9 protein-coding genes are annotated in these 22,192 nt (G+C 70.4%); 8 read left to right on the top strand and 1 reads right to left on the bottom strand.

Features of this window, described 5'->3' with window-relative positions:
• The first annotated feature begins 316 nt into the window (after window positions 1–316).
• Window positions 317–541 carry a hypothetical protein gene (locus HWX14_RS36420; RefSeq protein WP_244130199.1) on the top strand — a complete coding sequence of 75 codons (225 nt, stop codon included), beginning with the start codon at window positions 317–319 and terminating at the stop codon, window positions 539–541.
• Window positions 542–753: 212 nt separating this feature from the next.
• Here the strand turns inward: HWX14_RS36420 and HWX14_RS10365 are convergent, their stop codons facing one another.
• A complete protein-coding gene (locus HWX14_RS10365) occupies window positions 754–1,677 on the bottom strand; it encodes an AraC family transcriptional regulator (protein WP_175882636.1) in 924 nt (307 codons plus the stop codon).
• Between the two features lie 180 nt (window positions 1,678–1,857).
• Between HWX14_RS10365 and HWX14_RS10360 the strand changes: the two genes are divergently transcribed.
• The 7 genes from HWX14_RS10360 (at window position 1,858) to HWX14_RS10330 (ending at window position 22,192) form a co-directional block, all read left to right on the top strand.
• Window positions 1,858–2,319: a (2Fe-2S)-binding protein gene (locus tag HWX14_RS10360; protein WP_175882635.1), complete on the top strand. Its 462-nt coding sequence runs from the start codon at window positions 1,858–1,860 to the stop codon at window positions 2,317–2,319.
• Window positions 2,320–2,321: 2 nt separating this feature from the next.
• Entirely contained in the window at window positions 2,322–4,532 is a 2,211-nt protein-coding gene (locus tag HWX14_RS10355; protein WP_175882634.1) for a xanthine dehydrogenase family protein molybdopterin-binding subunit, read from the top strand.
• A gap of 449 nt (window positions 4,533–4,981) precedes the next feature.
• Window positions 4,982–5,380, top strand: a complete 399-nt coding sequence (locus HWX14_RS10350; protein WP_175882633.1) for a winged helix-turn-helix domain-containing protein — start codon at window positions 4,982–4,984, stop codon at window positions 5,378–5,380.
• A gap of 424 nt (window positions 5,381–5,804) precedes the next feature.
• Window positions 5,805–6,959 carry a type III secretion system cytoplasmic ring protein SctQ gene (sctQ, locus tag HWX14_RS10345; protein ID WP_175882632.1) on the top strand — a complete coding sequence of 385 codons (1,155 nt, stop codon included), beginning with the start codon at window positions 5,805–5,807 and terminating at the stop codon, window positions 6,957–6,959.
• Between the two features lie 3 nt (window positions 6,960–6,962).
• Window positions 6,963–7,637 (top strand): type III secretion system export apparatus subunit SctR, encoded by a 675-nt coding sequence (gene sctR / locus HWX14_RS10340; protein ID WP_175882631.1) that lies wholly within the window; start codon window positions 6,963–6,965, stop codon window positions 7,635–7,637.
• Window positions 7,637–8,425 (top strand): lytic transglycosylase domain-containing protein, encoded by a 789-nt coding sequence (locus tag HWX14_RS10335; RefSeq protein ID WP_175882630.1) that lies wholly within the window; start codon window positions 7,637–7,639, stop codon window positions 8,423–8,425. The genes sctR and HWX14_RS10335 overlap by 1 nt, the downstream gene beginning before the upstream one ends.
• 252 nt (window positions 8,426–8,677) lie before the next feature.
• Window positions 8,678–22,192 (top strand): LWXIA domain-containing protein, encoded by a 13,515-nt coding sequence (locus HWX14_RS10330; protein ID WP_175882629.1) that lies wholly within the window; start codon window positions 8,678–8,680, stop codon window positions 22,190–22,192.

The following is a 22,192-nucleotide window of genomic DNA, read 5'->3' as shown; positions in this document are numbered from 1 at the left end:
TCATCACTGAAACATGACGACTCAAAACGGCTTTCACGTCGTCGACCTCTCAAAAGCCTGATTTATCGCGCGTTTCGTCGTATCGAACCGTATCGATCCCGCGATCGCCGCGTCCACTTCCCTGTCCCCACGATTCACGGGTGAAACGCAAACGTGCGTGCCCAACGGCCATTGCACCGCCATGCCCGCATGCAGCGGGACTGCGTCATTCATGGCATGCCGATTGCCTGAGGTCCGGCTCTCACCGAGCGGCACGCCACGGCACACGAAATACAAGCGGCGGCCCCTCGTCAATCAGCGTGTCGGGGAAAAGGCGATGAAGATCACCACCGATCGATCGGCGCTTGCGTCGTTCAAGTATCAACGGGGTTGTCGGCGAAACCGGAGCGCCTGTCGCGGCGCTTCGTCGACATCGGCACATGCGGACCGGCGCCTGCCGAAGCGATACCCGTGCAGCGGGATGGAGCGCGTGCGCGACGCCGTCGAGCAAATCGACGTGTGGTTCCCGGAGATGCTCGACGAAGGAGAAAGTCACGATTGACGCTCGGTCGCCGCGCCGAAGCTCGGCTGACAGCCGGCGCTCGATATCGACGAAGGCGAAGGCCTGCGTCTGACGGTCGACGATTTCAGTCGCGAACCGTCGTGCGAACCAGCGCCGCGCAGGACCGAAGCGGGCGACTCGTTGCGTCCGACATCGTCGAGCGCAACACGCCGCGCGCCGTCGTCGCGAAATGATCGACGGCCAACTGCCCGTCAGCCGAGCAACTCCTTCTTCCGCAGATGCACGACGTCGCGCATTGGCGGCGCGCCGAACAGCCGGCTGTATTCGCGGCTGAACTGCGACGCGCTTTCATACCCGACGACAGCCGCCACCGACCCGACGTCGCCGCCCTGCCGCAGCAACAGCCGCCGCGCCTCGTGCAGCCGCAACTGCTTCTGGTACTGCAACGGGCTCAGCGTCGTCACGTGCTTGAAATGATGGTGCAGCGACGACACGCTCATGTTGACCGCCTGCGCGAGCGACTCGACGCGCATCGGCTCCGCGAAGTGATCGCGAATCCATTCGATCGCACGCGCGATCCGGTGCGTCTGGCTGCCGGCGATCGCCATGTGCCGCAGCCGCGTGCCCTGCCCGCTCGTCATCAACCGGTACAGCACTTCCTTCTCGATCAGCGGCGCGACGACCGCGATGTCGGCCGGCGTATCGAGCAGCCGCAGCAAGCGCAGCGCCGCATCGAGCAGCGGCGGCGTCAGCTCGGCGAGCGCGATCCCCTCGCCTTCCGGGCCCGCGTCGGGCTCGGGCAGCCGCATCTCGGCGGCCAGCTCGACGATGCGCTGCGGATCGAGCGTCAGCGACAGGCACAGGTACGGTTCGTCCGCCGACGCACGCGTCACGCGCGAGAGGATCGGCAAGTCGATCGACGTAATCAGGCAATTGTGGGTGTCGTATTCGTAAGCCTGGCCGGCCACGATCACGCGCTTCGCGCCTTGCGCGGCGATCACCAGCGCGGCGCGCGACACGGCGCAGCCGAGATCGACCGGCCGCGTGTGCCGATGCAGCATCAGGCCCGGCACGGCCGTCGAATGCGAGCCGTCCGCCGGCGCGAAACGGCCGATCAGCGACGCCAGCTCGCGCCGCCCGGATTCGCGCGACGCGACGATATCGGTCATGTCCATGACGCATCCTCGAATGATTTCCCGTGTCGCGCGAGCATAGCGAAACGGCTCGCCGCGTGCGGGGGATTTGCAGGATTGTTCAATAAATTTGCAGGATTGGGTAGACGCAAAAACCGGCTGCTCGCGCACACTCCCCGCTAACCTGGCTCACGCCGGGTTTTCCCCACGGAGACACACAACATGCCTACCTCGTTTGTCCTGAACGGCAAGAACGTCACGCTCGACGCCGATCCGTCGATGCCCGTCCTCTGGGCGATTCGCGAACACGCGGGACTGACCGGCACGAAATTCGGCTGCGGCATGGCGCAGTGCGGCGCGTGCACGGTGCATCTCGAAGGCCAGGCCGTCCGCTCGTGCGTGCTGCCGCTCGCCGCCATCGCGGGCAAGCACGTCACGACGATCGAAGGCGTGCAGAGCAAGCCCGCGCAGGCCGTGCAGGCCGCGTGGGTCAAGCTGCAGGTGCCGCAATGCGGCTATTGCCAGTCCGGCCAGATCATGTCGGCCACCGCGTTGCTCGAACAGAACCCGAAGCCGACCGACGCGGACATCGACGCCGCGATGAACGGCAACCTCTGCCGCTGTGCGACCTATGCCCGCATCCGGGCCGCGATCCACGACGCGGCCGCGACGCTCGGAGCCTGACCATGACGATCGAACTCGACCACACCGATGCGGTGCGCCCGTCGCGCCGCACGTTCCTGAAAGCCGCGGGGGCCGCTGCCGCCGTCAGCCTGACCATCGGCTTCGACTGGGCCGGCCTCGGCCGCCGCGCGCTCGCAGCGACCGCGCCGGCCAGCGATTTCGCGCCGAACGCATTTCTGCGCATCACGCCCGACGGCGCCGTCACGGTGATCGCGAAGCACGTCGAAATGGGCCAGGGCGCCTATACGGGCATCGCGACGATCGTCGCCGAGGAGCTCGACGCCGACTGGTCCAGCGTGCGCGTCGAAAGCGCGCCGGCCGATGCGAAGCGCTATGCGAACCTCGCGTTCGGCACGATGCAGGGCACGGGCGGCAGCTCGGCCATGTCGAACTCGTGGCAGCAACTGCGCGAAGCGGGCGGCAAGGCGCGCGCGATGCTCGTGTCCACCGCCGCGGCCCGCTGGAAGGTGCCGGCCGCCGAGCTGACCACCGCCAACGGCGTCGTCACGCACGCGAAGAGCGGCAAGACCGCCGCGTACGGCACGCTCGTCGCCGATGCGTCGAAGCTGCCGGTGCCGGACAAGGTCGCGCTGAAGCAGCCGGCCGATTTCAAGCTGATCGGCCATCGGATTCCGCGCGTCGACGGGGCGTCGAAATCGAACGGCACCGCGCATTTCACGCTCGACACGACGTTCCCCGGCATGCGCGTCGCGCTGCTGCAGCGTCCGCCGCGCTTCGGCGCGACGGTGAAATCGTTCGACGCAACGGCCGCGAAGGCCGTGCCGGGCGTCGTCTCGGTCGTGCAGGTGCCGGGCGGCGTCGCGGTCGTCGCGACGGGCTTCTGGGCCGCGAAACAGGGCCGCGACGCGCTGAAGGTCGACTGGGACGAAACGAAGGCGGAGAAACGCAGCTCGGACGAACTGATGCGCGAATACCGGCAACTCGCCGAGAAGCCGGGCACGTCCGCGCGCAAGGACGGCGATGCCGACGCGGCGATCGCCGGCGCGGCGCGCAAGGTCAGCGCGACGTACGAATTCCCGTATCTCGCGCATGCGCCGATGGAGCCGCTCGACGCGGTGGTCAAGCTGACGGCGAACAGCTGCGAGATCTGGGCCGGCGACCAGTTCCAGACGGTCGACCAGGGCAACGCGGCCAAGGTCGCCGGGCTGAAGCCGGAGCAAGTGCAGATCCATACGCTGTATGCGGGCGGCAGCTTCGGCCGGCGCGCGAATGCATGGTCGGATTACCTCGTCGAGGCCGTGTCGATCGCGAAGGCGCTCGGCGCGGACGGCAAGCCCGTCAAGCTGCAATGGACCCGCGAGGACGACATCCAGGGCGGCTTCTACCGGCCGATGTACTTCCACAAGCTCGACGCGGGCCTGACCGCGGACGGCCGGCTCGTGGGCTGGCGTCACCGGATCGTCGGCCAGTCGATTCTCGCCGGCACGCCGTTCGAGGCGTTCATGGTCAAGAACGGCGTCGACGCGACGTCGGTCGAGGGCGCGGCGAACCTGCCGTACGCGGTGCCGAACGTGTCGGTCGAACTCACCACCACCCAGGTCGGCCTGCCGGTGCTGTGGTGGCGCGTGGTCGGCAGCTCGCACACGGCGTACGCGGTCGAGGCGTTCATCGACGAAGCCGCGCACGCGGCCGGCAAGGACCCGTACGCGTTCCGCCGAGACCTGCTCGCGAAGGAGCCGCGCATGCGCGCGGTGCTGGAGCTGGCCGCGCAGAAGGCCGGCTGGGATCCGGCCAAGCCGCTGCCGAAGGGCCGCGGGCGCGGGATCGCGGTGGCCGAGGCGTTCAAGAGCTATGTCGCGCAGGTGGCCGAGGTATCGGTCGACGCGGACGGCAAGGTGAAGGTCGAGCGCGTGGTGTGCGCGGTCGACTGCGGGATCGCGATCAATCCCGACATCGTCGCCGCGCAGATGGAAGGCGGCATCGGTTTCGGGCTCGGCGCGGCGATGCACAGCGCGATCACGCTGAAGGACGGCCAGGTCGAGCAGCGCAACTTCGACGGCTACCATGTGCTGCGGATGGCCGAGATGCCGAAGGTCGAGGTGCATATCGTGCCGTCGGCCGAGGCGCCGACCGGGGTCGGCGAGCCGGGCGTCGCGCCGGTCGGGCCGGCCGTGGCGAACGCGATCTTCGCGGCGACGGGCAAGCGGCATTACGTGCTGCCGTTCGATTCGGCGGAGAGCGCGAAGGCGTGATGCGTGCGGACGCCGGCCGCGGGGGGCGAGGTGTGCCTCTGTGGCCGGCGTTTTTCCGGTGCCGATGTAGGGTTCGATGTCGGCAAAAATCTTCGCCAATCAATTGATTCTAAAAGAGAATCGAACAAGCCCGGTAGGGTTGGATGTAGGGTTCGTCATCTACCGTCAACCTCATCCGGCCTGGCCCCCGAAGTCCGTACCTCCCCACGTTACGTCAGACGTAACGCCCGTAACGTCGCCGCCCGATGCTACGTAACAATCCTTCAATATCGCTCCGACCCCTTCATCAACCGCCTGACATTTCTCCGTTAAAAATTCTTTTAGATTCAAGGCTGCCGCGCCATCCGCGCCGCTGCCGCCCGTCGTTGCCATCTGACAATCTCCCCCCTGGCCCGGAAGTTGCAGCACAGGACCCGCAAACACTCCTTTACGGACATGCGAGGGCCACCATGGATTGCAAATACCTGTACATCGACAACATAAAAATCAACTTCGTGCGCCGCACGATCGAAATCGACGAAAAGGTCGTTGACGTTACGCCGCGCGAATTCGACGTCGTCGAATTCCTGCTCGACAACATGAACAAGATCGTGCCGCGGCAGGCAATCCAGGAAGCCGTGTGGGGTCGCGAGCTCGGCGTGTCGTCGCGCACGCTCGACACCCATATCTCGCGGATCCGCTCGAAGCTGCAGCTCGAACACGACAAGAACCTGCGGATCATCCCGATCTACGCGGTCGGTTATCGCCTGGTGCTGTTCGGTGCGGCGATGACGCACGTCGAGCGCCACGACGCGGCGCCGATGCTGCGCACGGCGCCGCAGCCCACGATGGCCGCCGACTACGCGTAACGCCACGCCCGCGCGCCGCCCGTTCGCGGCACGCCGGCAACGCTTCCCCACCGCGCTGCGCGGATTCGCATGACCTCGCGGCCGGCCAGCCGGACGCGGCCTGCACGCCGCCCGGCCCGCCAACCCGTCGCGCTCCGACCGCCGCCTCCGGGCGGCGGTTGCTTTTGACCGCCAGCCGTCGCCGCGCCGCCCGCTTCATCGCATTCCGCCGCGCTCCCCCGCACTCCGCCGCACGCCTGCGCACTTCGTCACGCTTCGTAGCGCCCCGCTCCCGCCGCCTCCGCGCGATGGCCGCGACTACGGATTCCGGCGCGGCACGCGGCCAGCGCCGTCCCTACAATCGACGCAGCAGCCGCGCGCCCCTCGGCGCCGCCGGCCTCAGAACAACCCGTCGAACCAACGCCGAATCCGTCCCGATCCCGCCGTGCCTGCGCTGTTCCTGACGAATGCCGACGCCGGCGACGCCGCGAACCGGGCCATGCCCGCCGCTTCCGCGCCGCCCGCCGCCGTGCCGGCCGCGGTCGCGCTCGACGCGTCGCCCTACCTGCCGCGCCTGTCCGCCGCCGCCGCGCGCGGGCTGTCGCACGCGTACTGCGCGACCGGCGCCGTCCCGGTCACGCTAGGCGAACACGCGTACGAGGTGCGCTGGCGCGTCGACGCCGAGCCGGCCGCCGATGCGCACGCGTATCGCTTCGTCGTCGGCCCGGCGGCCGGCACGCTGTGGATCGATCCGCTCGCGGAAACCGAATGGCTCGGCGACGCGGCCGACCCCGCTGTCCCGGCCGTGATCCGCGCGGCGCTGCTCGCCGACCTGTGCGCGCCGCTCGCGGCCGTGCTGCAGACTGCGACGCGGCAGCGCGTGGAACTGCTGCCGCCGGCCGACAACGCGCCGGCCTGGCACGCGTCGCCGGCCGCGTTGCGGTTCGAGCTGCGGCGCGCCGATGCCGCGTGGCGCCGCCACGGCGCGCTGCTGTTCGACGCGCCGGATGCGCTGGCCGTGTTCTTCGCGACCGCGCCGGCCGCGCCCGCCGACGCGCGCGCGGCCTACGCGAGCCTGCCCGTGCCGCTCGTGTTCGAGATCGGCCGCACCGAGCTGACGACGGCCGAGCTGGCCGACGTCGTCGGCGGCGACATCATCGCGATCGAGCGCTGGCAGGCGCACGAGCAGAACCTGCTGTGCGTCGCGCGGCTGCCGGCCGCGCCGGCGTGGGAGATCACCGGACGGCCGTCGGGCAACCGGCTGACCGTCGAACGAATCAGGGAGATGCCTTTGGAACCGACCCGCACCGACTCCGCGCCGCCGACGACGCACGACGCGCCGTCCGCCGACGCACCGCGCTCGCTCGACGGCCTCGCGGTCGACCTGCGCTTCGAGCTGCCGCCCGCGTCGATGCCGCTCGGCGAGCTGAGCGCGCTGCAGCCGGGCGCCGTGATCGAGCTGCAGCAGGGCATCAACCAGAGCGTGATCCATCTCGTCGCGAACGGGATGCTGATCGGCACCGGCCATCTGATCGCGGTCGGCCAGAAGCTCGGCGTGCGCGTCGTCACGCTGACGCAGCCCGCGCCGCGCGAGCGCTGAACGATGGGCAACCTGCCGAATCCGGTCGCGCTGATCGCGGTGATCGCCGCGCTCGGCATCGCGCCGTTCGCGGCGCTGATGGTGACGAGCTATACGAAGCTGGTGGTCGTGCTCGGCCTGCTGCGCTCCGCGCTCGGCATCCAGCAGGTGCCGCCGAACCTCGTGCTGAACGGCATCGCGCTGATCCTGTCGCTGTTCATCATGGCGCCGGTCGGGATGGCGATCCGCGATGCGCTGCAGGCGCGCCACTTCGATGCGTCGGGACAGTTGTCGACGTCGGACATCGGCGCGCTCGCCGATGCCGCGCTGCCGCCGATCAAGGATTTCCTCGTGTCGCATACGCGCCAGCGCGATCGCGAATTCTTCGTACGCACCGCGACGTCGGTGTGGCCGAAGCATCGCGCGGACGGCATCAAGGACGACGACCTGCTCGTGCTGGTGCCGAGCTTCACGCTCGCCGAGCTGACGAAGGCGTTCCAGATCGGCTTCGTGATCTACATCGTGTTCATCGTCGTCGACCTGCTGGTCGCGAACATCCTGCTGGCGTTAGGGATGCAGATGATCTCGCCGACGACGATCTCGGTGCCGTTCAAGCTGCTCCTGTTCGTCGCGCTCGACGGCTGGTCGCTGCTCGTGCACGGGCTCGTGCTGTCGTATCGGGTCGCCGGGGCCGGATGATGCGCGCGCATGCCCTGCGAACCGCCGCCGCGTGCGTTGCCGCGCTCGTCGCGCTCGTGCTCGCGTGCGGACAGCACGACGTCGCGCATGCAGCCGGCAGCGGCGCGGGCTTCGCGCAACTCGCGCACGCCTGCGCGCCGAACGTCGATCCCGCGACGCTCGCCGCGCTCGTGCGCACCGAGTCGGGCTTCAATCCGTATGCGATCGGCGTGGTCGGCGGCCACCTGACACGCCAGCCCGCATCGCTCGACGAGGCGCGCGCGACCGCGCGCGAACTGTCGTCGCGCGGTTTCAGCTACAGCGTCGGCCTCGCGCAGGTCAACGAACGCAATTTCGCGAAATACGGGCTCGACGAAGCGACGATGTTCGAGCCGTGCCGCAACCTGCGGGCCGGCGGCGCGATCCTGACCGAATGCTTCGCGCGCTCATCGGGCACCGGCCGCGCGACCCAGGCCGCGTTGCGCGCGGCGCTGTCGTGCTACTACAGCGGCAACTTCACGACCGGCTTCTCGAGCGGCTACGTGAGCCGCGTCGTCGCGAGCGCGCAGCGCAATGCGCGCGAAGGCGGCGTCGAACCGATTCCCGTCGTGCGCGACGTGCCGCCGCCGGCGCGGCAGCGACGCATGGATGCGGCCGCAACCACGCCGCCCGATCGCGCGCGCAGGCTGCCGTTGCCGGCCGCTTCCGCCGACGCACCGTCGTGCCATGCGCGCCCGGTCGTGATGATGTGCCGCGGGCTGCCGGCGAACCAGGCGAAGCGGCTCTGCGTGCGGTGTCTCGATCAGTAACCCCATGATCGCGCGCGGCACCGGGCGGGCGCGCCCGCGCCGCTTTCAGGGGTCCGAACGACGACGCGCGGCATGGCTGCCGCACGCCGCGTGCATCTCGTAGCCCGCGCGACGCCGGGGCGCCGGCCGCTTCCTGCCGCTACGAAACAGCGGCACTCCCGCCAGCGGGCGCGTCCGTACACTCGAACGATCACGTCGCGGCGTGCAGGGCGCCGCGCGTGCCGCGCATCGCGCGGCTCAACGGAGACGAGCATGCTGTTGATCGACGGATTGGGACTGGGTGTCAACTGGCAGCGCTTCCTGTCGGAAACGCTGAATCCGGTCGTTGCGCCGCCGCCCCCGCCGCCTCCGCCGCCGAAGAAGGACGATCCGGCCGCCGGGCCCGCGAACCCGAGCGCCGCGCCGCCGATTCCCGTCACCGCGTCGCTGGCCACCGATCCGTCGAAGCCGACCAACGCCGAGATCCAGTCCGCGACGTCGCTGATCCAGAACATGGCCGCGCAATATACGGCGCCGCCGCCCGACATCACCGTCGAGAACGACAAGACGCGCGCGGTACAGAAAGCGATCCAGGACGCGCAGACGAAGTACGACAACGCGTCGCAGACGCTGCAAGGCGCGCAGAACGCGCTGCATCTGGTCAACCGCGATCCCGAGTCGACGGCCGACGACCGCAAGACCGCGCAGGCCGACTACGCGAAGGCGCGCACGACGGCCGACACCGCGCAGCGCGAGCTGAACGTGACGACCGACGCCGGCTACATGATCCTGTACGGCGAACAGGCGAACGCCGACATGCCGGCCGGGATGAAGATCGACGATTCCGGCAAGGTGACCGACCCCGGCGACGCGCAGCACGCGGCCGACCAGCAGTTCAAGACGCTGCTCGACGCCTTCCCCGATCATGCGAACGATCCGAACTGGGTGCCGCAACCGGGCGACTGCAAGAACCCGCTACAGATCCGGCTCTACGACAATTGGCAGACCGCGAGCGCGAAGGCGGCCGTGGGTGCGTCGAAATACTTCGCGGACGTCGCGAATTCCAACCTCGCGTATACGCAGTTCCAGTCGTACCTCGCCGATCCGGACTACAAGGCCGCGCTCGATGCGGGCGTCGGGCGGCTGAACGATGCGCTGCAGCCGCTGGAGCTGCAGGTCACGATGCCCGATGCGCCCGCTTCGCAGGATGCCGCGCAGCAGGCCGTCACGTCCGCCGCGAAGGATGCGAACTACGCGAACGCCGCGTACGGCGCGGCCAACGACAGCCTGGCGCTCACGAACGCGCAGCAGCGCTACGATTCGGCCAGCGGCAAGGAAGGACCGACGGTGATCGTCGCGAACGCAGTGTCGGACGCGAAGACCTCACTCGCCCGCGCGCAGACGGCCGCGAACACGAGCGGCGGCTATCTGCAGATGCTGTCCGCGCAGCGGCAGGTCGACACGCTGCAGGCCGACTATACGAAGAAGCTGGACGCATCCAACGCGTGGCACAAGGACAATCCGCACGCGATGATCAAGGATCCGCAGGTCGATCTGGACCTCGGCGATGCGTATGCGAAGCTCGATCAGGCGAAGCAGCAGGCGAGCATCGCGCACGACGGCTTCGTCGTCGCGTACGGCGCGACGCTCGCGCAGCAGTACGACGATCAGGCGTCGCAGATCAAGGCGCGGGTGAACGCGCAATCGATCTTCACGAAACCCACGCTCCAGTCGCCGCTGCTGACGCCGTCGCTGTCGACCGCGAACGGCCTGCCTGGCCTGCCCGCATCGTCGTTGTCGACGGCGACGTCGGCCGCCCCCACCGGCACGCCGACGCTGCCGAGCGCATCGCCGCAGGCCTCGCCGACGTTGCCCGGGTCCAATGGCGCATCGTCGCTGCCCGCGTCGCCGCTGCTCGACCGCCCGTTCCTGCTGCCGCAGTCGTCGGGCCCGTCCGCCGCGCAGGCCGGCCCGACGATGCTCGACGTGAAGCGCATGCAGACCGTCGCGGGCGCGATCCGCGCGGCCGACAGCCGGATGTCGGATTCGGTCAACGAGCGCGCGACCCAGCTCGCGCTGTCGCAGGCGCGCATCAAGCAGACGCAGGCGAAGAGCACGCTCGAGTCGGTGCAGAAAAAGTACGACGACTGGGCCGCCGCGAATCCGCCGCCGATGCGGTTTCGCACCGTCGCGGGCGACGACATGATCCCGGCGCCGTCGGCGCCGCGTCCGAACCTGTATCAGGTCGAGCTCGACAAGGCGAAAGCGGCCGTCACGCAGGCCGACAACGCGGTACAGCGCCTGCAGCTGCTGAGCGAAACGTCGCACCAGCAGGTGCTGATGGACGGGTTCGACGCCGGCCTCGACGAACGGCTGCGCGATGCGGCGCCCGGTTCGGACGCCGAGAACGACTACAAGAAGGCGCTGCACGATTTCTACGAAGCGCATCGCGGCGAGTTGTCGAACTCGCTGCTCGACGCGGCCAGCGCGAGCACGAACAACGGCGGCACGATCGCGTTCGGCAAGCTGACCGACAACGAGCAGCGCAACCTGATCGGCGTCGCGCTCGGCATGCAGCCCGACGTCCGGAACGACGCAGCGTCGGGCGATGGTTCGGATCCCGTATCGCCGACGAAGGACGACGTCGCGCGCTACACCGACAAGGACAAGCTGAAGACGATCGACAGCGTGCGCGACAAGCTGCTGTCGATCGGCGGCGGCGCGACGACGCAGGTCAGCGTGTTGCCGATGGTCTACGCGGCCAAGGATGCCGGCATGACCACCAGCGCGCTGTTCAAGGTCAGCGGCAAGGACGGCACGCAGTACGTCGACGAGACGGCGAGCAACTACGACGACATCAACGATTACATCGACAACAACGAGCTGTCGACGGACGGCACCGTCGACATCGCGACCGGCCACAACGCCGACGGCACGCTGCAACTGGTATCGAAGGCCGCGCATCACGAAAGCGGCTTCGACAGTTTTCTGAACACGCTCACGAGCACGGGCCTGAACATCGGCATGATGGTCGGCGGGATGGCGCTCGAAGGCCTCGGCACGCTGCTCGACGGCACCGGCATCGGCGCGATCGTCGGCGTGCCGCTGAACATCCTCGGCGCGGGGATGATGTACACGGCGATCGGCGCGACGATGACGAGCGCCGGCCTCGACCTGGCCAACCGCGCCGACCACGGGCGCAGTCTCAATCCGTTTACCGACGCTGGCGCACGGGCCGACTTCATCAACCTCGTGCCGATGGGCGCGGCGGGCGCCGCGAAGCTCGCGGGCAGCAAGCTGTTCACGCGCGCGGTCACGGCGCTCACGCGCACGCCGAAAGTCGCGTCGGTGCTCGCCACCGGCGCGCGGACCACCGCGGTCGTGACGGGCGTGGGCGGCGCGGTCGAGGCGTTCGGCGAAGCCGGCTACGACTATTTCGTCACGGGCGACAAGAAGGCGGCCGGCGAGCAGCTCAAGTCCGGGATCACCAACGTCGCGTTGATGGCCGCCGGCGGCCTCAAGGAACGCGCGGTGACGTCGGTGCGCACGCGCATCGGCCAGCCGGTGCCGATCCGCGGGGCCGACGGCAAGACCGTCAGCGTCGACAGCCAGACGATCGGCCGGATGCTCAACAGCGGCGACGCGGCGTCGCTCGCGGCCGGCCGCACGCGCGTGACGCTCGACGGCGAAGCCGTCAAGGTGTCGCCGGACGGCACGCTGCGCGTGGGCGACAAGGTGCTGACCTACGACAACACGCCGATTCGCGTGCTCGACCGCGCATCGGCGAAGCGCCTGCCGCCGGGCAAATCGGTGGTGCTCGGCGAGGACGGCACGCTGTCCGTCGTCTCGGTGTCGCCGAAGGCCTGGACCAATGGCACGCGCGTCGACGACGTGACCGGCACCGGCGAGCGCATGTCGTTCGGCCCCGACGGCGAGATGAGCGTGACGCCGAAGATCGTCGCGAAGACGCCGCTCGACGTGCTGCAACACGTGCTCGACCAGGCGAGCGACGCCTACCGGCAGACGGTCGCCGGCGCGCAGGCGCCGCGCCGGCTCGCGCAGACGGCGGCCGAAGGCGAAGCCGCGAGCGTGTCCGCCGACGCGCGCAGCACGCGCCGCACCAGCGAGGAGCACGCGCGCGTGCAGCAGCAGCGCGACGAAACCGATGCCGAACGCAGCACGAGCGCGAGCACCGACCGGCGTAGCGCCGACACGCAATCGATGCGCTGGCGGCCGGTCGCGGCCGACGAGCCGGCCGGCCCGGGCACGCGCGCGAAGCCGGACGGCACGCCGCCGCGCGTCGACGCGAAGGTCGTCGATCTGACGGACGCCGCGCCCGTCACGCGCGCGGCGACGTCCGATCCGGCCGGCATCGCCGTGCCGCGCGGGCCGAGCGCCGAGCCGATGGAAATCGGCGATCGCACGGTCTACGTGGTGCGCGGCGGCGCGACACCCGACGCGCCGGGTGCGCGGCCGTCGTCGCCGCGCCCGCAGGATCTCGAGGAACCGGTGATCGTCGTCGCCGGCGAACACGACGCGGCGCTTGCGCCCGAGCTCGCGAACCGCTGGCAGAAGCCCGTCTATGCAGCCGCGCCCGACGCATTCGGTGCGGACGGCCAGCTGCGCGCGGGCGCGCGCGTGCTGCGCTTCGATCCCGCGCCGGAGACGGTCACGGCGGCCCATGAAACCGGCCTGCCGGCCGGCATCGCGCCCGACGAAGCGCCGCCGGCCGCGCCACGCGCGGCTGCCGACGACACGGTGATCGTGCTGGCCGGCAAACGCGGCCCGAACGAACCGGCGATGCCGCGTACGGCCGCGCCGCCCGAGCCGGTCAATGCGCTCGATGGCGTGTTCAGCGCGCCGAACCGCGTGCTCGTGCTCGTCAAGCCGGAACGCGCCGGCGCGCCCGAGCGGATCGCGGAACGCGAAACGGCCGCCGCCGACCGCGGCGCACGCGCGCTCGACGACGCGGACGGCCGGGCCGCCCGCGCCCTGACGGGCGGCGAACGTCGCACCGCGGCGAACGACGACATCGGCCTCGCCGCCGCGCACCCTGAAACGACCGAGACCGCCCCGCCCGACGCCAGCGCATCGAAGCCGGGCTGGGTCACGCGGATGCAGATGCGCTTCGGCGGCGCGGCGCTGCCCGAAGCCGCGCAGGCGCTCGCGATGCAGTCGGGCACGCTCGCCACGCAACTGCGCATGCTGCAGGACGCCGGCTGGCGCGTGACGCTCGGCAAGCGCGGCGGCGGCAGCCGCATCGACCCGCGCAAGCGCCGCGTGACAATCGACGGCGCGCTCCAGCATCCGGGCAGCATCACCTATACGCTCGCGCACGAAGCGCGCCATGCGGTCGAGGCGATGGCCGGCGTGCTGAACCTCGACTACGGCAACCGCAGCCGCTTCACGCGCAAGGCGCTCGAAGCCGAGGCGCGCGCGCAGATCAACGCGTTCGAGGCACGCTACGAAATCGAGCTCGCGGGCGGCGGCGACATTGCCGCGCACGTGCGCCTGCCGGATGCGATCGAGCGCGAAGGCGCCGCGTGGCGCGCGCCGACGCACGACTATGCGGGCACGGTCGGACGCCTCGTCGACGCATTCGCGGATGCGCCCGTGTCGGGCCGCGACGGCGAGACCTACCGCGACTTCTACGACGACGTGTGGTCACGCCAGAAGCGCCGCGGCGGCATCCCGCGCCGGATGCCCGCGCCGCAGACGCACGAGACGGGCGATGTGCCTCACGGCGTGCGCAGCTTCGACGAACGCGTGGCATGGAGCCGCGCGCATGCGGAATATGCATCGCCGTTCGGCGACGGGCCGGTGCCCGCGGCGGCCGACCTGCAGGCCGCGCGCAGCCGCCACTTCACGATGCTGGAGGACGAAGGCGTGCTGATGCTGCACGCCGACACGTTGCCGGACGGCACGCTGCTCGCGGGCGGGCGGCCGGCCGGCGTGCATGAATACGCGCTCGACCAGGCGCCGTCGTTCCTGGTCAAGGACGGCTATTCGATCGTGCTGTCCGCGAAGCACGGCGGCGAGGCGGCGGCGGCCGGGCTCGCGAATCTGTGGCAGCGGCCGGTGTATGCGCCGCCCCCGCACGCGGTCGGCGAACGCGCGGCGCTGCTCGACACCGGCGTGTTCCGCCGCTACGACCCGGCGCCCGCGGCGCCGCACGATCTCGGGCACCTGGCGGCCGACGCCGAAGGCGTGCACCTCGAAAGCAATCCGGCGGTGCGGATCGACGTCGAGCGTCACGTCGGCGAGCTGCTCGGCGCCGGCGCCGAGAAAACCGTTTTCGCGCTCGGCCACGATGCCGCGCTCGCGGTTTACGACAACGGCCCGCATACGTCGGAAGCCCGCCAGATCGAGGCGGCGATCGACGAGAGCATCGCGCTCGACGATCTCGCGTCGTACGGCCTGAAGACCGTGACGATGGACGGTCCGTTCTCCGCGCTGAATCGCGTCGCCGTGCTGTACCGGCCGCTCGGCGTGTTTCACAGCTTCGGCTTCGAGACGGGCGCGCTGCCGCGCGTGGTGTCGCGCGCGGCGCTCGAGCACATCCGGCAGATTCGCGAAGTCGTCGAACGCACCGGCATCGGCTTCGACCTGCAAGGCCTGTTCACGCGCGGCGGCGATTTCCTGCTGAGCGACCCCGGTGCGATCGGCATGGACGCGGGCGAGCACTTCACCGCGCTGCAGCGGCTCGCGGTGATCCAGCGCGCGCTGACGCAGGGCCTCGAGCGCGGCCACGTCGAACTCGCGCATCCGCGGCTCGCCGAAACGCCGCCGCCCGATGCGTTCGTGCAGAAGCCGTCGGTCATCACGCGCGTGCGGATGCGCTTCGGCGGCGCCCCGCTGCCGAAGGAAGCGTACCGGCTGATCGACGCATCGAGCCTGCTGTCGCAGCAGCTTCGGCTCGGCGCCGACGCAGGCTGGAAAGTCGTGCGCGGCAAGCCGGGCGGTGGCAGCAAGATCGACACGCGACGGCGGCGCGTCACGATCGACGGCGGCCTGCAGTCGACCGGATCGATGGTCTACGTGCTCGCGCACGAGGCCCGCCATGCGCTCGAGGCCGCGACCGGCACGCTCGGGCTCGACTACGGCTCGACGCAGCGCTACGTGCGCAGCGCGCTGCTCGCTGAGGCGCGCGCGCAGGTCAACGCATTCGAGGTACGCGACGAGATCCGCGCGAACCTCGGCATCGACATCGGCCGCCACGTCGCGCTGCCCGACGCGATCGCCAACGAATACGGCCGCGCGCAGGCCGGCGACGCCGCCTCGCTCGCGCGCCTCGCCGACGCGTTCGAACACAGCCCGACGTCGCTCGATGGCGGCGTGACCTACGGCGAGCTGTATCGGCGCCATGCGCAGGCCGCGCAGCGCACCGGCGTCACGATGCCGGCGCCGCGCGAGACGGCCGCGACGCTCGCCGAAGAAACCGCATGGTCGCGCGCACGTCCGGTGAAGGCCTCGCCATTCGACGGCAAGCCGGTCGCCGGCGTCGACGCGCTGACGCTCGACCGCTCGGGCCCGCTGTCCTACGACCGCGATGGTCGCATCGTGATCGTGCATGGCGTCACCGACGCGCAAGGCCGCCTCGTCGATCCGGACGGCCGGCCGTACACGCCGGTCGAGGTCACGCTCGCGCACCGCTCGGTGCTCGGCCTGCCCGGCTCGTCGGTGATTCTGTCGGCACGCAACGGCCGCGACGCCGCCGCCTGGCTCGCGAACGTCTGGCAGCGCCCCGTCTACGCGCCGCCGACGATCGCGGTCGGGCTCGGCGCCGAGGCGCGGCTCAGCCATACGAACGCGTGGCTGCGCTACGATCCGGCGCCGCATCAGCGCCCGGACCTGGGCGCGCTCGACGTCGACGGCAACGGCGTCCACGCGAGCGGCGATCCGGCCGCACGCGTGCCGGTCGAGCGCTTCACCGGCGCGGCGACCGGCGCCGGCATCGAGAAGACCGTGTTCGAGCTGGGCCGCCGCAATGCGATCGGGCTCTACGAGGGCACGGACAATCGCGCGATTCTCGGCCACATCGAATCGATCCGCCTCGAACAGGAAGGCCTCGCCGCGCTGCGCGCGCACGGGCTGCGCACGCTCACGGTCGGCGGCCCGTTCGCGGCATTCGATCGCGTGGCCGTGATGTACGCGCCGTTCGCGTCGCTGAGCAGCCACGACGTGATGGCCGGCATGCTGCCGTCGCGCGTCACCCGCGACGCATTCGCGCAGCTCGACCGCGCGCGCGACATCACCGCGCAGCACCGCCTGTACTACGACTTCGAAGGCGTGTTCGACGCGCACGGCGACTTCTACCTGAGCGACCCGTCGACGGTCATGACCGATGCGCCGAAGCTGAACGTGGAAGGCATCGTCCGCGAGATCGGCACGCTGCGCGTGATGCTCGAGGACGGCATCGCGCGCGGCGCGATCGAGCTCGCGCATCCGGGCATCACCGAGCACTTGCCGCCCGACGCGTTCGTGCAGAAGCCGTCCGTCATCACGCGCGTCCGGATGCGGTTCGGCGGCGCGCCGCTGCCGAAGGCCACCCATGCGCTGGTCGACCGCTCGAGCCTGTTGCGCCAGCAGGTCGCGCTGGCCGGCGAGGCCGGCTGGAAAGTCGTGGTGGGCCGGCCCGGGCGCGGCAGCCGGATCGATACCGCGAAACAGCGGATCGTGCTCGACGGGCAGTTCTACGGCGCCGGCACGCTCGTCTACACGCTCGCGCACGAAGCGCAGCACGCGGTCGAGACGATCACGCGCCGCCTCGCGCTCGACCGTTCGTCGCCGGAGGCGCTGACCAACAGTGCGCTGATGGCCGAAGCCCGCGCGCAGGCGAACGCGTTCGCGGTGCGCCGCGAAATCCTCGACGATGCCGGCATCGACATCGCCAGGGACGCCCGCCTGCCCGAGGCGATCGCACGCGAAGCCGACCACGTGATGCCCGGCGACGAAGCCGGGCTGCGCCGGCTCGCGGCCGCCTTCGGCGACGTCGCGCCGTCCGTGCCGGGCCACGCGACCTATCGTGCGTACTACGCGAGCCAGGCCGACGCGATGCACGCGCTCGGCATGCCGCGCGAGATGCCGGCGCCCGCGCCGCAGCCGGCGTCGAACGCGCCGGTGCCCGCGGCGACCGCGGACGCCGCGCGCCGCCAGCATGCGCTCGATCACCTCGCCTCGCACGGCAAGCGCGACCTGATCCGCATCGACGGTTCGCAACTCGCGTCGCTCCAGCAGATGAAGGAGGCGTTCGGCACCAATGCGCACGTGCTGATCGCCGAGCATGAAGCGCGGCCGGCCCCCTCGGTCGACGCGCGCCATGCGCAGCCGAAATTCGTCGCGAGCATGCGCACCGACGAGCACGGGACGTTCGTCGACAAGGCGTCCGCCGATCCGGCCGTGTCGATCCCGGACGCGGTCTATCGCGCGCTGAAGGACAACGGCAATGCGGAACGCGCGGACGTCGATTTCTATGTATCGCCCGTGCCGCTCGCGGAATTGCGCGAATACGGCGGCGCCGCGCGGATCACCGCGCGCAGCGACGGCCGCACCTGGGAAGCCGAACAGGCGGCCGCGACGCCCGACGCGGACGTCGTCACGACGCTGCAGTCGCTCGCCGACGCGCCGCGCTTTCGCCGGCCGAAACAGGCGGCGAAAGCGGCCGGCGACGGCGCGACGCTTTACGCGGTCGACAAGGAAACCGGCAAGGTGCTCGGCTACGCGACGCGCAATGCCGCGCACGACTGGACCTATCACGAGTCGACCTCGCTCGGCGACGCGACGATCGCGCCGCGCGATCTCGGCGCCGCATTCCGCCGGCGCGCGCGCAACCTGTCCGGCGGCCGGCGCGGCGTGCGATTCGTCGTGACGGACGTCACGCACGACACGGTCGAGCGCTACGGCGGCTTCGCGCCGGCGGAGATGCGCAAGGCGCTCGGCGACGAGAAGCCGCCGATGCAGAAACTCGGCACGCGCGTGCAGCGCGGCCTCGCGAAAGCCGACCCCGGCGTGCGCCGCAAGATCGCCGAGATCGAGGGCGCCGACAGTCCGTTCCTGCCGCCGAAGCTCGTCCCCGACAGCGAGCAGCTCGCGATCGACTTCAGCGGCGCGAACACGCTGCACCTGATGCGCGCGCTGGAGCTGAAGGCGCTGCGCGGCGATCACTACGTGTACGTGTACGAGACCGATCATCCGGTTGCCGAATCGCTGCATACGCGCCGCGGCATCATCGCGATCCACGACGGCAACGCGCGCTGGTACGACGACGCCGAGCAATTGCGCGACCGCCCGGACGCGGGCCGCCCGCTCGACGAGATGCCGCTCGGGCGCGGCCCGTTCGGCGCGAACCAGCACTTCCTGCTGTCGACGCTCGCGCCCGATGCGTTCGATCCGCGCGCGACCGCCACGCAGAAAGCCGCGCTCGCGCAACGACTCACGCAGCTGCTCGACGAGAAGTCGTATTTCGATGCGCTGCCGCAGAAGTTCGACCTCGCGACGCGCTGGATCCGCACGCAGATCGCCGGCCAGATCGATCGCGTGAAAGCCGCGCAGGCCGACCTCGCCGCGGCCCAGCAAGTCGCGCAACCGGCGGCCGGCGGCCCCACCGGCGCCGCCGGCCGGGTGCGCAATGCGCTGCGCGGCAAGCGCGGCCGGCGCAACCGCCGCGCCGCGAATGCGGCAAACGCGTCGAACGCGCCGGCCGCGCCGAAGCCGCCGAAAACGCCGGCGGCCAAGCCGCTGACGCTGCGGCCCTACCAGCCGAGCCTGGGTTCGAGCACGGTCGCGGAATGGGTGATGCGCTACGGCGCCGCGAAGGTGGCCGACTGGTTCCCGACGATCGACCGCGTGAAGGCGGTCACCGCACGCAGGAACCAGCCCGATGCCGGCGGCCTCGCACTGACCGACGAACCGCAGACGATCCTGGCCGACGCACCGATGCTGAAAGCGCTCGGCATCCCCATCGGCCTCGCGCGTGAGGTGTCGAGCATGCCGTCGCGCGGACCGGTCGCCGATCCGGGCGGCGATCACAACCGCTTCGTGAAGTGGATGCAGGCGTACGCCACGCGCCACAGCGCGGCACGCATGATCGACAAGCGCGCGATCCAGGCGTTCGTGCGCGCGCCGGCCGAGATCCAGGACCGCGTCGCGCCGATGGCGCGTGCGTTCAACCTGCGCGACGATCCCGCGCTCGCGGTGCGCTACGTCGAGCAATACGGCGGCGCGATGCCGGTGGTGTCGATTCCGGTCGATCCGCACACGCTCGCGGCCGCACGCGGCGGCAAGCACGATCCGGCGTTCATCCGGCGCGCGCGCCAGTTCGGCTCCCCGATCGGCGCGCGCTACAACGAGGCCGACGCGACGATCACGCGCGAGGCGCCGGACGGCACCACGCGCACGCTCGAGCTCGACGACATCGCGCATCTGCACCAATGGCTCACCGCGGCGTCGCGCCATGGCTTCCAGCTTCGTCTCGAAGCGGCGTCGGGCCGCCCGCTCGTCTCCGCGGACGACCGCCGTACGATCGCCGGCACCAACGACAGCTATGCCGAGTACACGCGGCTCATGACGTCGTTCGAGACGTGGTCGCACGATCACGCCGGCGAGCCCGCGCCGAACGTGATGCTGAGCTTTCACGGCTGGGACGCCGTGCTCGAACCGGTACCGGGCGCCGGCCACGTCGAACTGCTCGATGCGCTGCTCGACCGCAAGGCGATCGACTGGCTGCACGTCGGGCTGTCGTACGGCACGCACGGCGCCGACTTCATCGCGAACCAGGACCTGACGCGAGCGCTGGCGGAGCGGATCGTCGACTATTACCAGACCGACCGTCACGGCAAGTTCGCGCGGCTGCACGGCGCCGATGCGCTCACGCGCGTCTTCGAACCGGTGAGCCCCGAGGCGTTCGCGAACCAGCAGCAGGTGCTGTTCGCGGAGATCGCGCGCATCGGCAAGTCGAAAGGCCTGTCCGACGACGCGCTCGCGACGCTGCGCAGCGAACTGTACGAACGCAATACGACCGCGCTCGTCAACCAGGCGCGCAAGGCGACGATCGAGCATGCGATGACGCAGTGGGCGTCGGCCGATCATCCGCCCGCCACGCGCACCGAAAAGCTCGCCCGCCGTTTCGGCGAACGCTGGCTCGCGGAAGCCGGCGGCCGCGCGCCGGCACGCGGCACCGTCGTGTCGACCGCCGATCCCGCGGGGCCGCTGGCCGACAGTCGCGCGTACTGGCAATCGGTGGTCGAGCGCGAAGCGCTGAAGAACGATCCGTCGAAGCCGATCAGCGTCGGCCGGCAGATCGCGGCGAACCCGAAGCAGGCCAAGATGATCGAGGAATTGCAGGCGCTCGCGCAGATCAATGCGCTGCGCGTGCATCGGCCGTCGTTCCGCAAGGCGGAGCTGTGGAAGTCGATCGGCTTCAGCTCGCTCGTCACCGGTGCGGGTGCGCTCGTGATCGCCGATACGCTCGGCGCGACGCACGTGCTGCGGCAGGACATGCTGGGCAGCGCGACGTCGTCGTTCCTGCTGGGCGCGCGTCTGGGCCGCGTGTTCCAGGTCATGCACCAGGGTGCGGTGCGCAGCCTGCAGGCCGGCGACCCGAAGGCCGCGCAGGCGGTGCTCACGCGGCTCGAAGTGACGCTGTCGCGGCAGTTGCGGTCGGGCGCGCACGATTACGGCCAGAACCGGCGCGCCCAGCTCGAGCAGATCTCGAACGAAGCGCGGACGCTGGCCGCGCAGTATGTCGAACTGAACCGCGTCGGGCTGATGAGTTTCGACGACGCGACCACCCACATCAAGGCGCTCGCCGCGGACGTGCTCGCGCAGATGCAGGGCACCGTCGGCGGCACGTCGCTGCAGCAGCTCCACACCGGCAACCCGCGTCACCTGTTCGGGATCGCGGGCCGCGCGGGCGCCGCGATCACGTCGACCGCGACGCTCGCGGTCGGCATCAGCGGCGTCGTGCACGCGCACGGGGCGTTCGATCTCGCCTACGGCTCGGCCGCCATCGCGAGCGGTGCGTTCGGCGCCACGTATGCGGGGCTCGTCTACACGATCGGCGCGCACCGCGTGAATGCCGACAAGCGCAGCCGCATCGTGCGCTTCACCGATTCGGCGAGCGACTTCATGGCCGTCGCGTACGGCGGCCTCGGCACCGGCGTGCAGTGGAGCGGCGGCCATTACGACCTCGCGATCGCGACCGGCGTATCCACCGCGCTGCTGCTCGGCGGGCGTCTGAACACGCATTTCCCGAACGCGACGCCGCTGATCAAGAAGATTCCGACGGCCGTCGTGCTGATTCCGGTCGGCGCGTTCGCGTACAAGCTGATCGAAGGTCTGTGGACGACGTTCTTCGGCTCCGGGTCCGGTTCGTCGAATCAGTCGAATTCGTCGCAATCGAATCTCGCGCCCGGCGCGTCGCCCAGCGCTTCGGCCAGTCCTTCGGCAAGCGCTTCGGCAAGTACTGCACCCAGCGCTTCGGCAACTGCATCGCCCGGTACGTCGCCGGCCGCGCCGGCTGCGCCGTCGGCGAGCGCCACGCCGTCGACCGCGCAACCGTCCGCGTCGCCGCAGCCCTACATCGTCGTCGCCGGCGATTCGCTGTGGGTCATCGCCGACCAGCATCGCCAGTCGCTGCTCGACGCCGCGCACGTGTCGCGCGCCGATCAGCAGGCGATGACGCGCGGCGAGCAGGATACGCGCGCGTTCAACGAGATCCTGCAGCTCAATCCGTCGGTGTCACGCGATCCGAACCGCCTGTCGGTCGGCACGCCGCTGATCGTGGGCTGA

This window comes from Burkholderia sp. BCC0044 (assembly GCF_902832955.1).
In the GTDB taxonomy this organism is placed as follows: Bacteria; Pseudomonadota; Gammaproteobacteria; order Burkholderiales; family Burkholderiaceae; genus Burkholderia.
This window is presented reverse-complemented; position numbering and strand designations above follow the sequence as displayed.

What these genes read in the sequence shown, in the direction of transcription:
- HWX14_RS36420 (WP_244130199.1), top strand. Translation starts at nt 317, where the DNA reads ATGAAGATCACCACCGATCGATCGGCGCTTGCGTCGTTCAAGTATCAA.
- HWX14_RS10365 (WP_175882636.1), bottom strand. Translation starts at nt 1,677, where the DNA reads ATGGACATGACCGATATCGTCGCGTCGCGCGAATCCGGGCGGCGCGAG.
- HWX14_RS10360 (WP_175882635.1), top strand. Translation starts at nt 1,858, where the DNA reads ATGCCTACCTCGTTTGTCCTGAACGGCAAGAACGTCACGCTCGACGCC.
- HWX14_RS10355 (WP_175882634.1), top strand. Translation starts at nt 2,322, where the DNA reads ATGACGATCGAACTCGACCACACCGATGCGGTGCGCCCGTCGCGCCGC.
- HWX14_RS10350 (WP_175882633.1), top strand. Translation starts at nt 4,982, where the DNA reads ATGGATTGCAAATACCTGTACATCGACAACATAAAAATCAACTTCGTG.
- sctR (WP_175882631.1), top strand. Translation starts at nt 6,963, where the DNA reads ATGGGCAACCTGCCGAATCCGGTCGCGCTGATCGCGGTGATCGCCGCG.
- HWX14_RS10335 (WP_175882630.1), top strand. Translation starts at nt 7,637, where the DNA reads ATGCGCGCGCATGCCCTGCGAACCGCCGCCGCGTGCGTTGCCGCGCTC.
- HWX14_RS10330 (WP_175882629.1), top strand. Translation starts at nt 8,678, where the DNA reads ATGCTGTTGATCGACGGATTGGGACTGGGTGTCAACTGGCAGCGCTTC.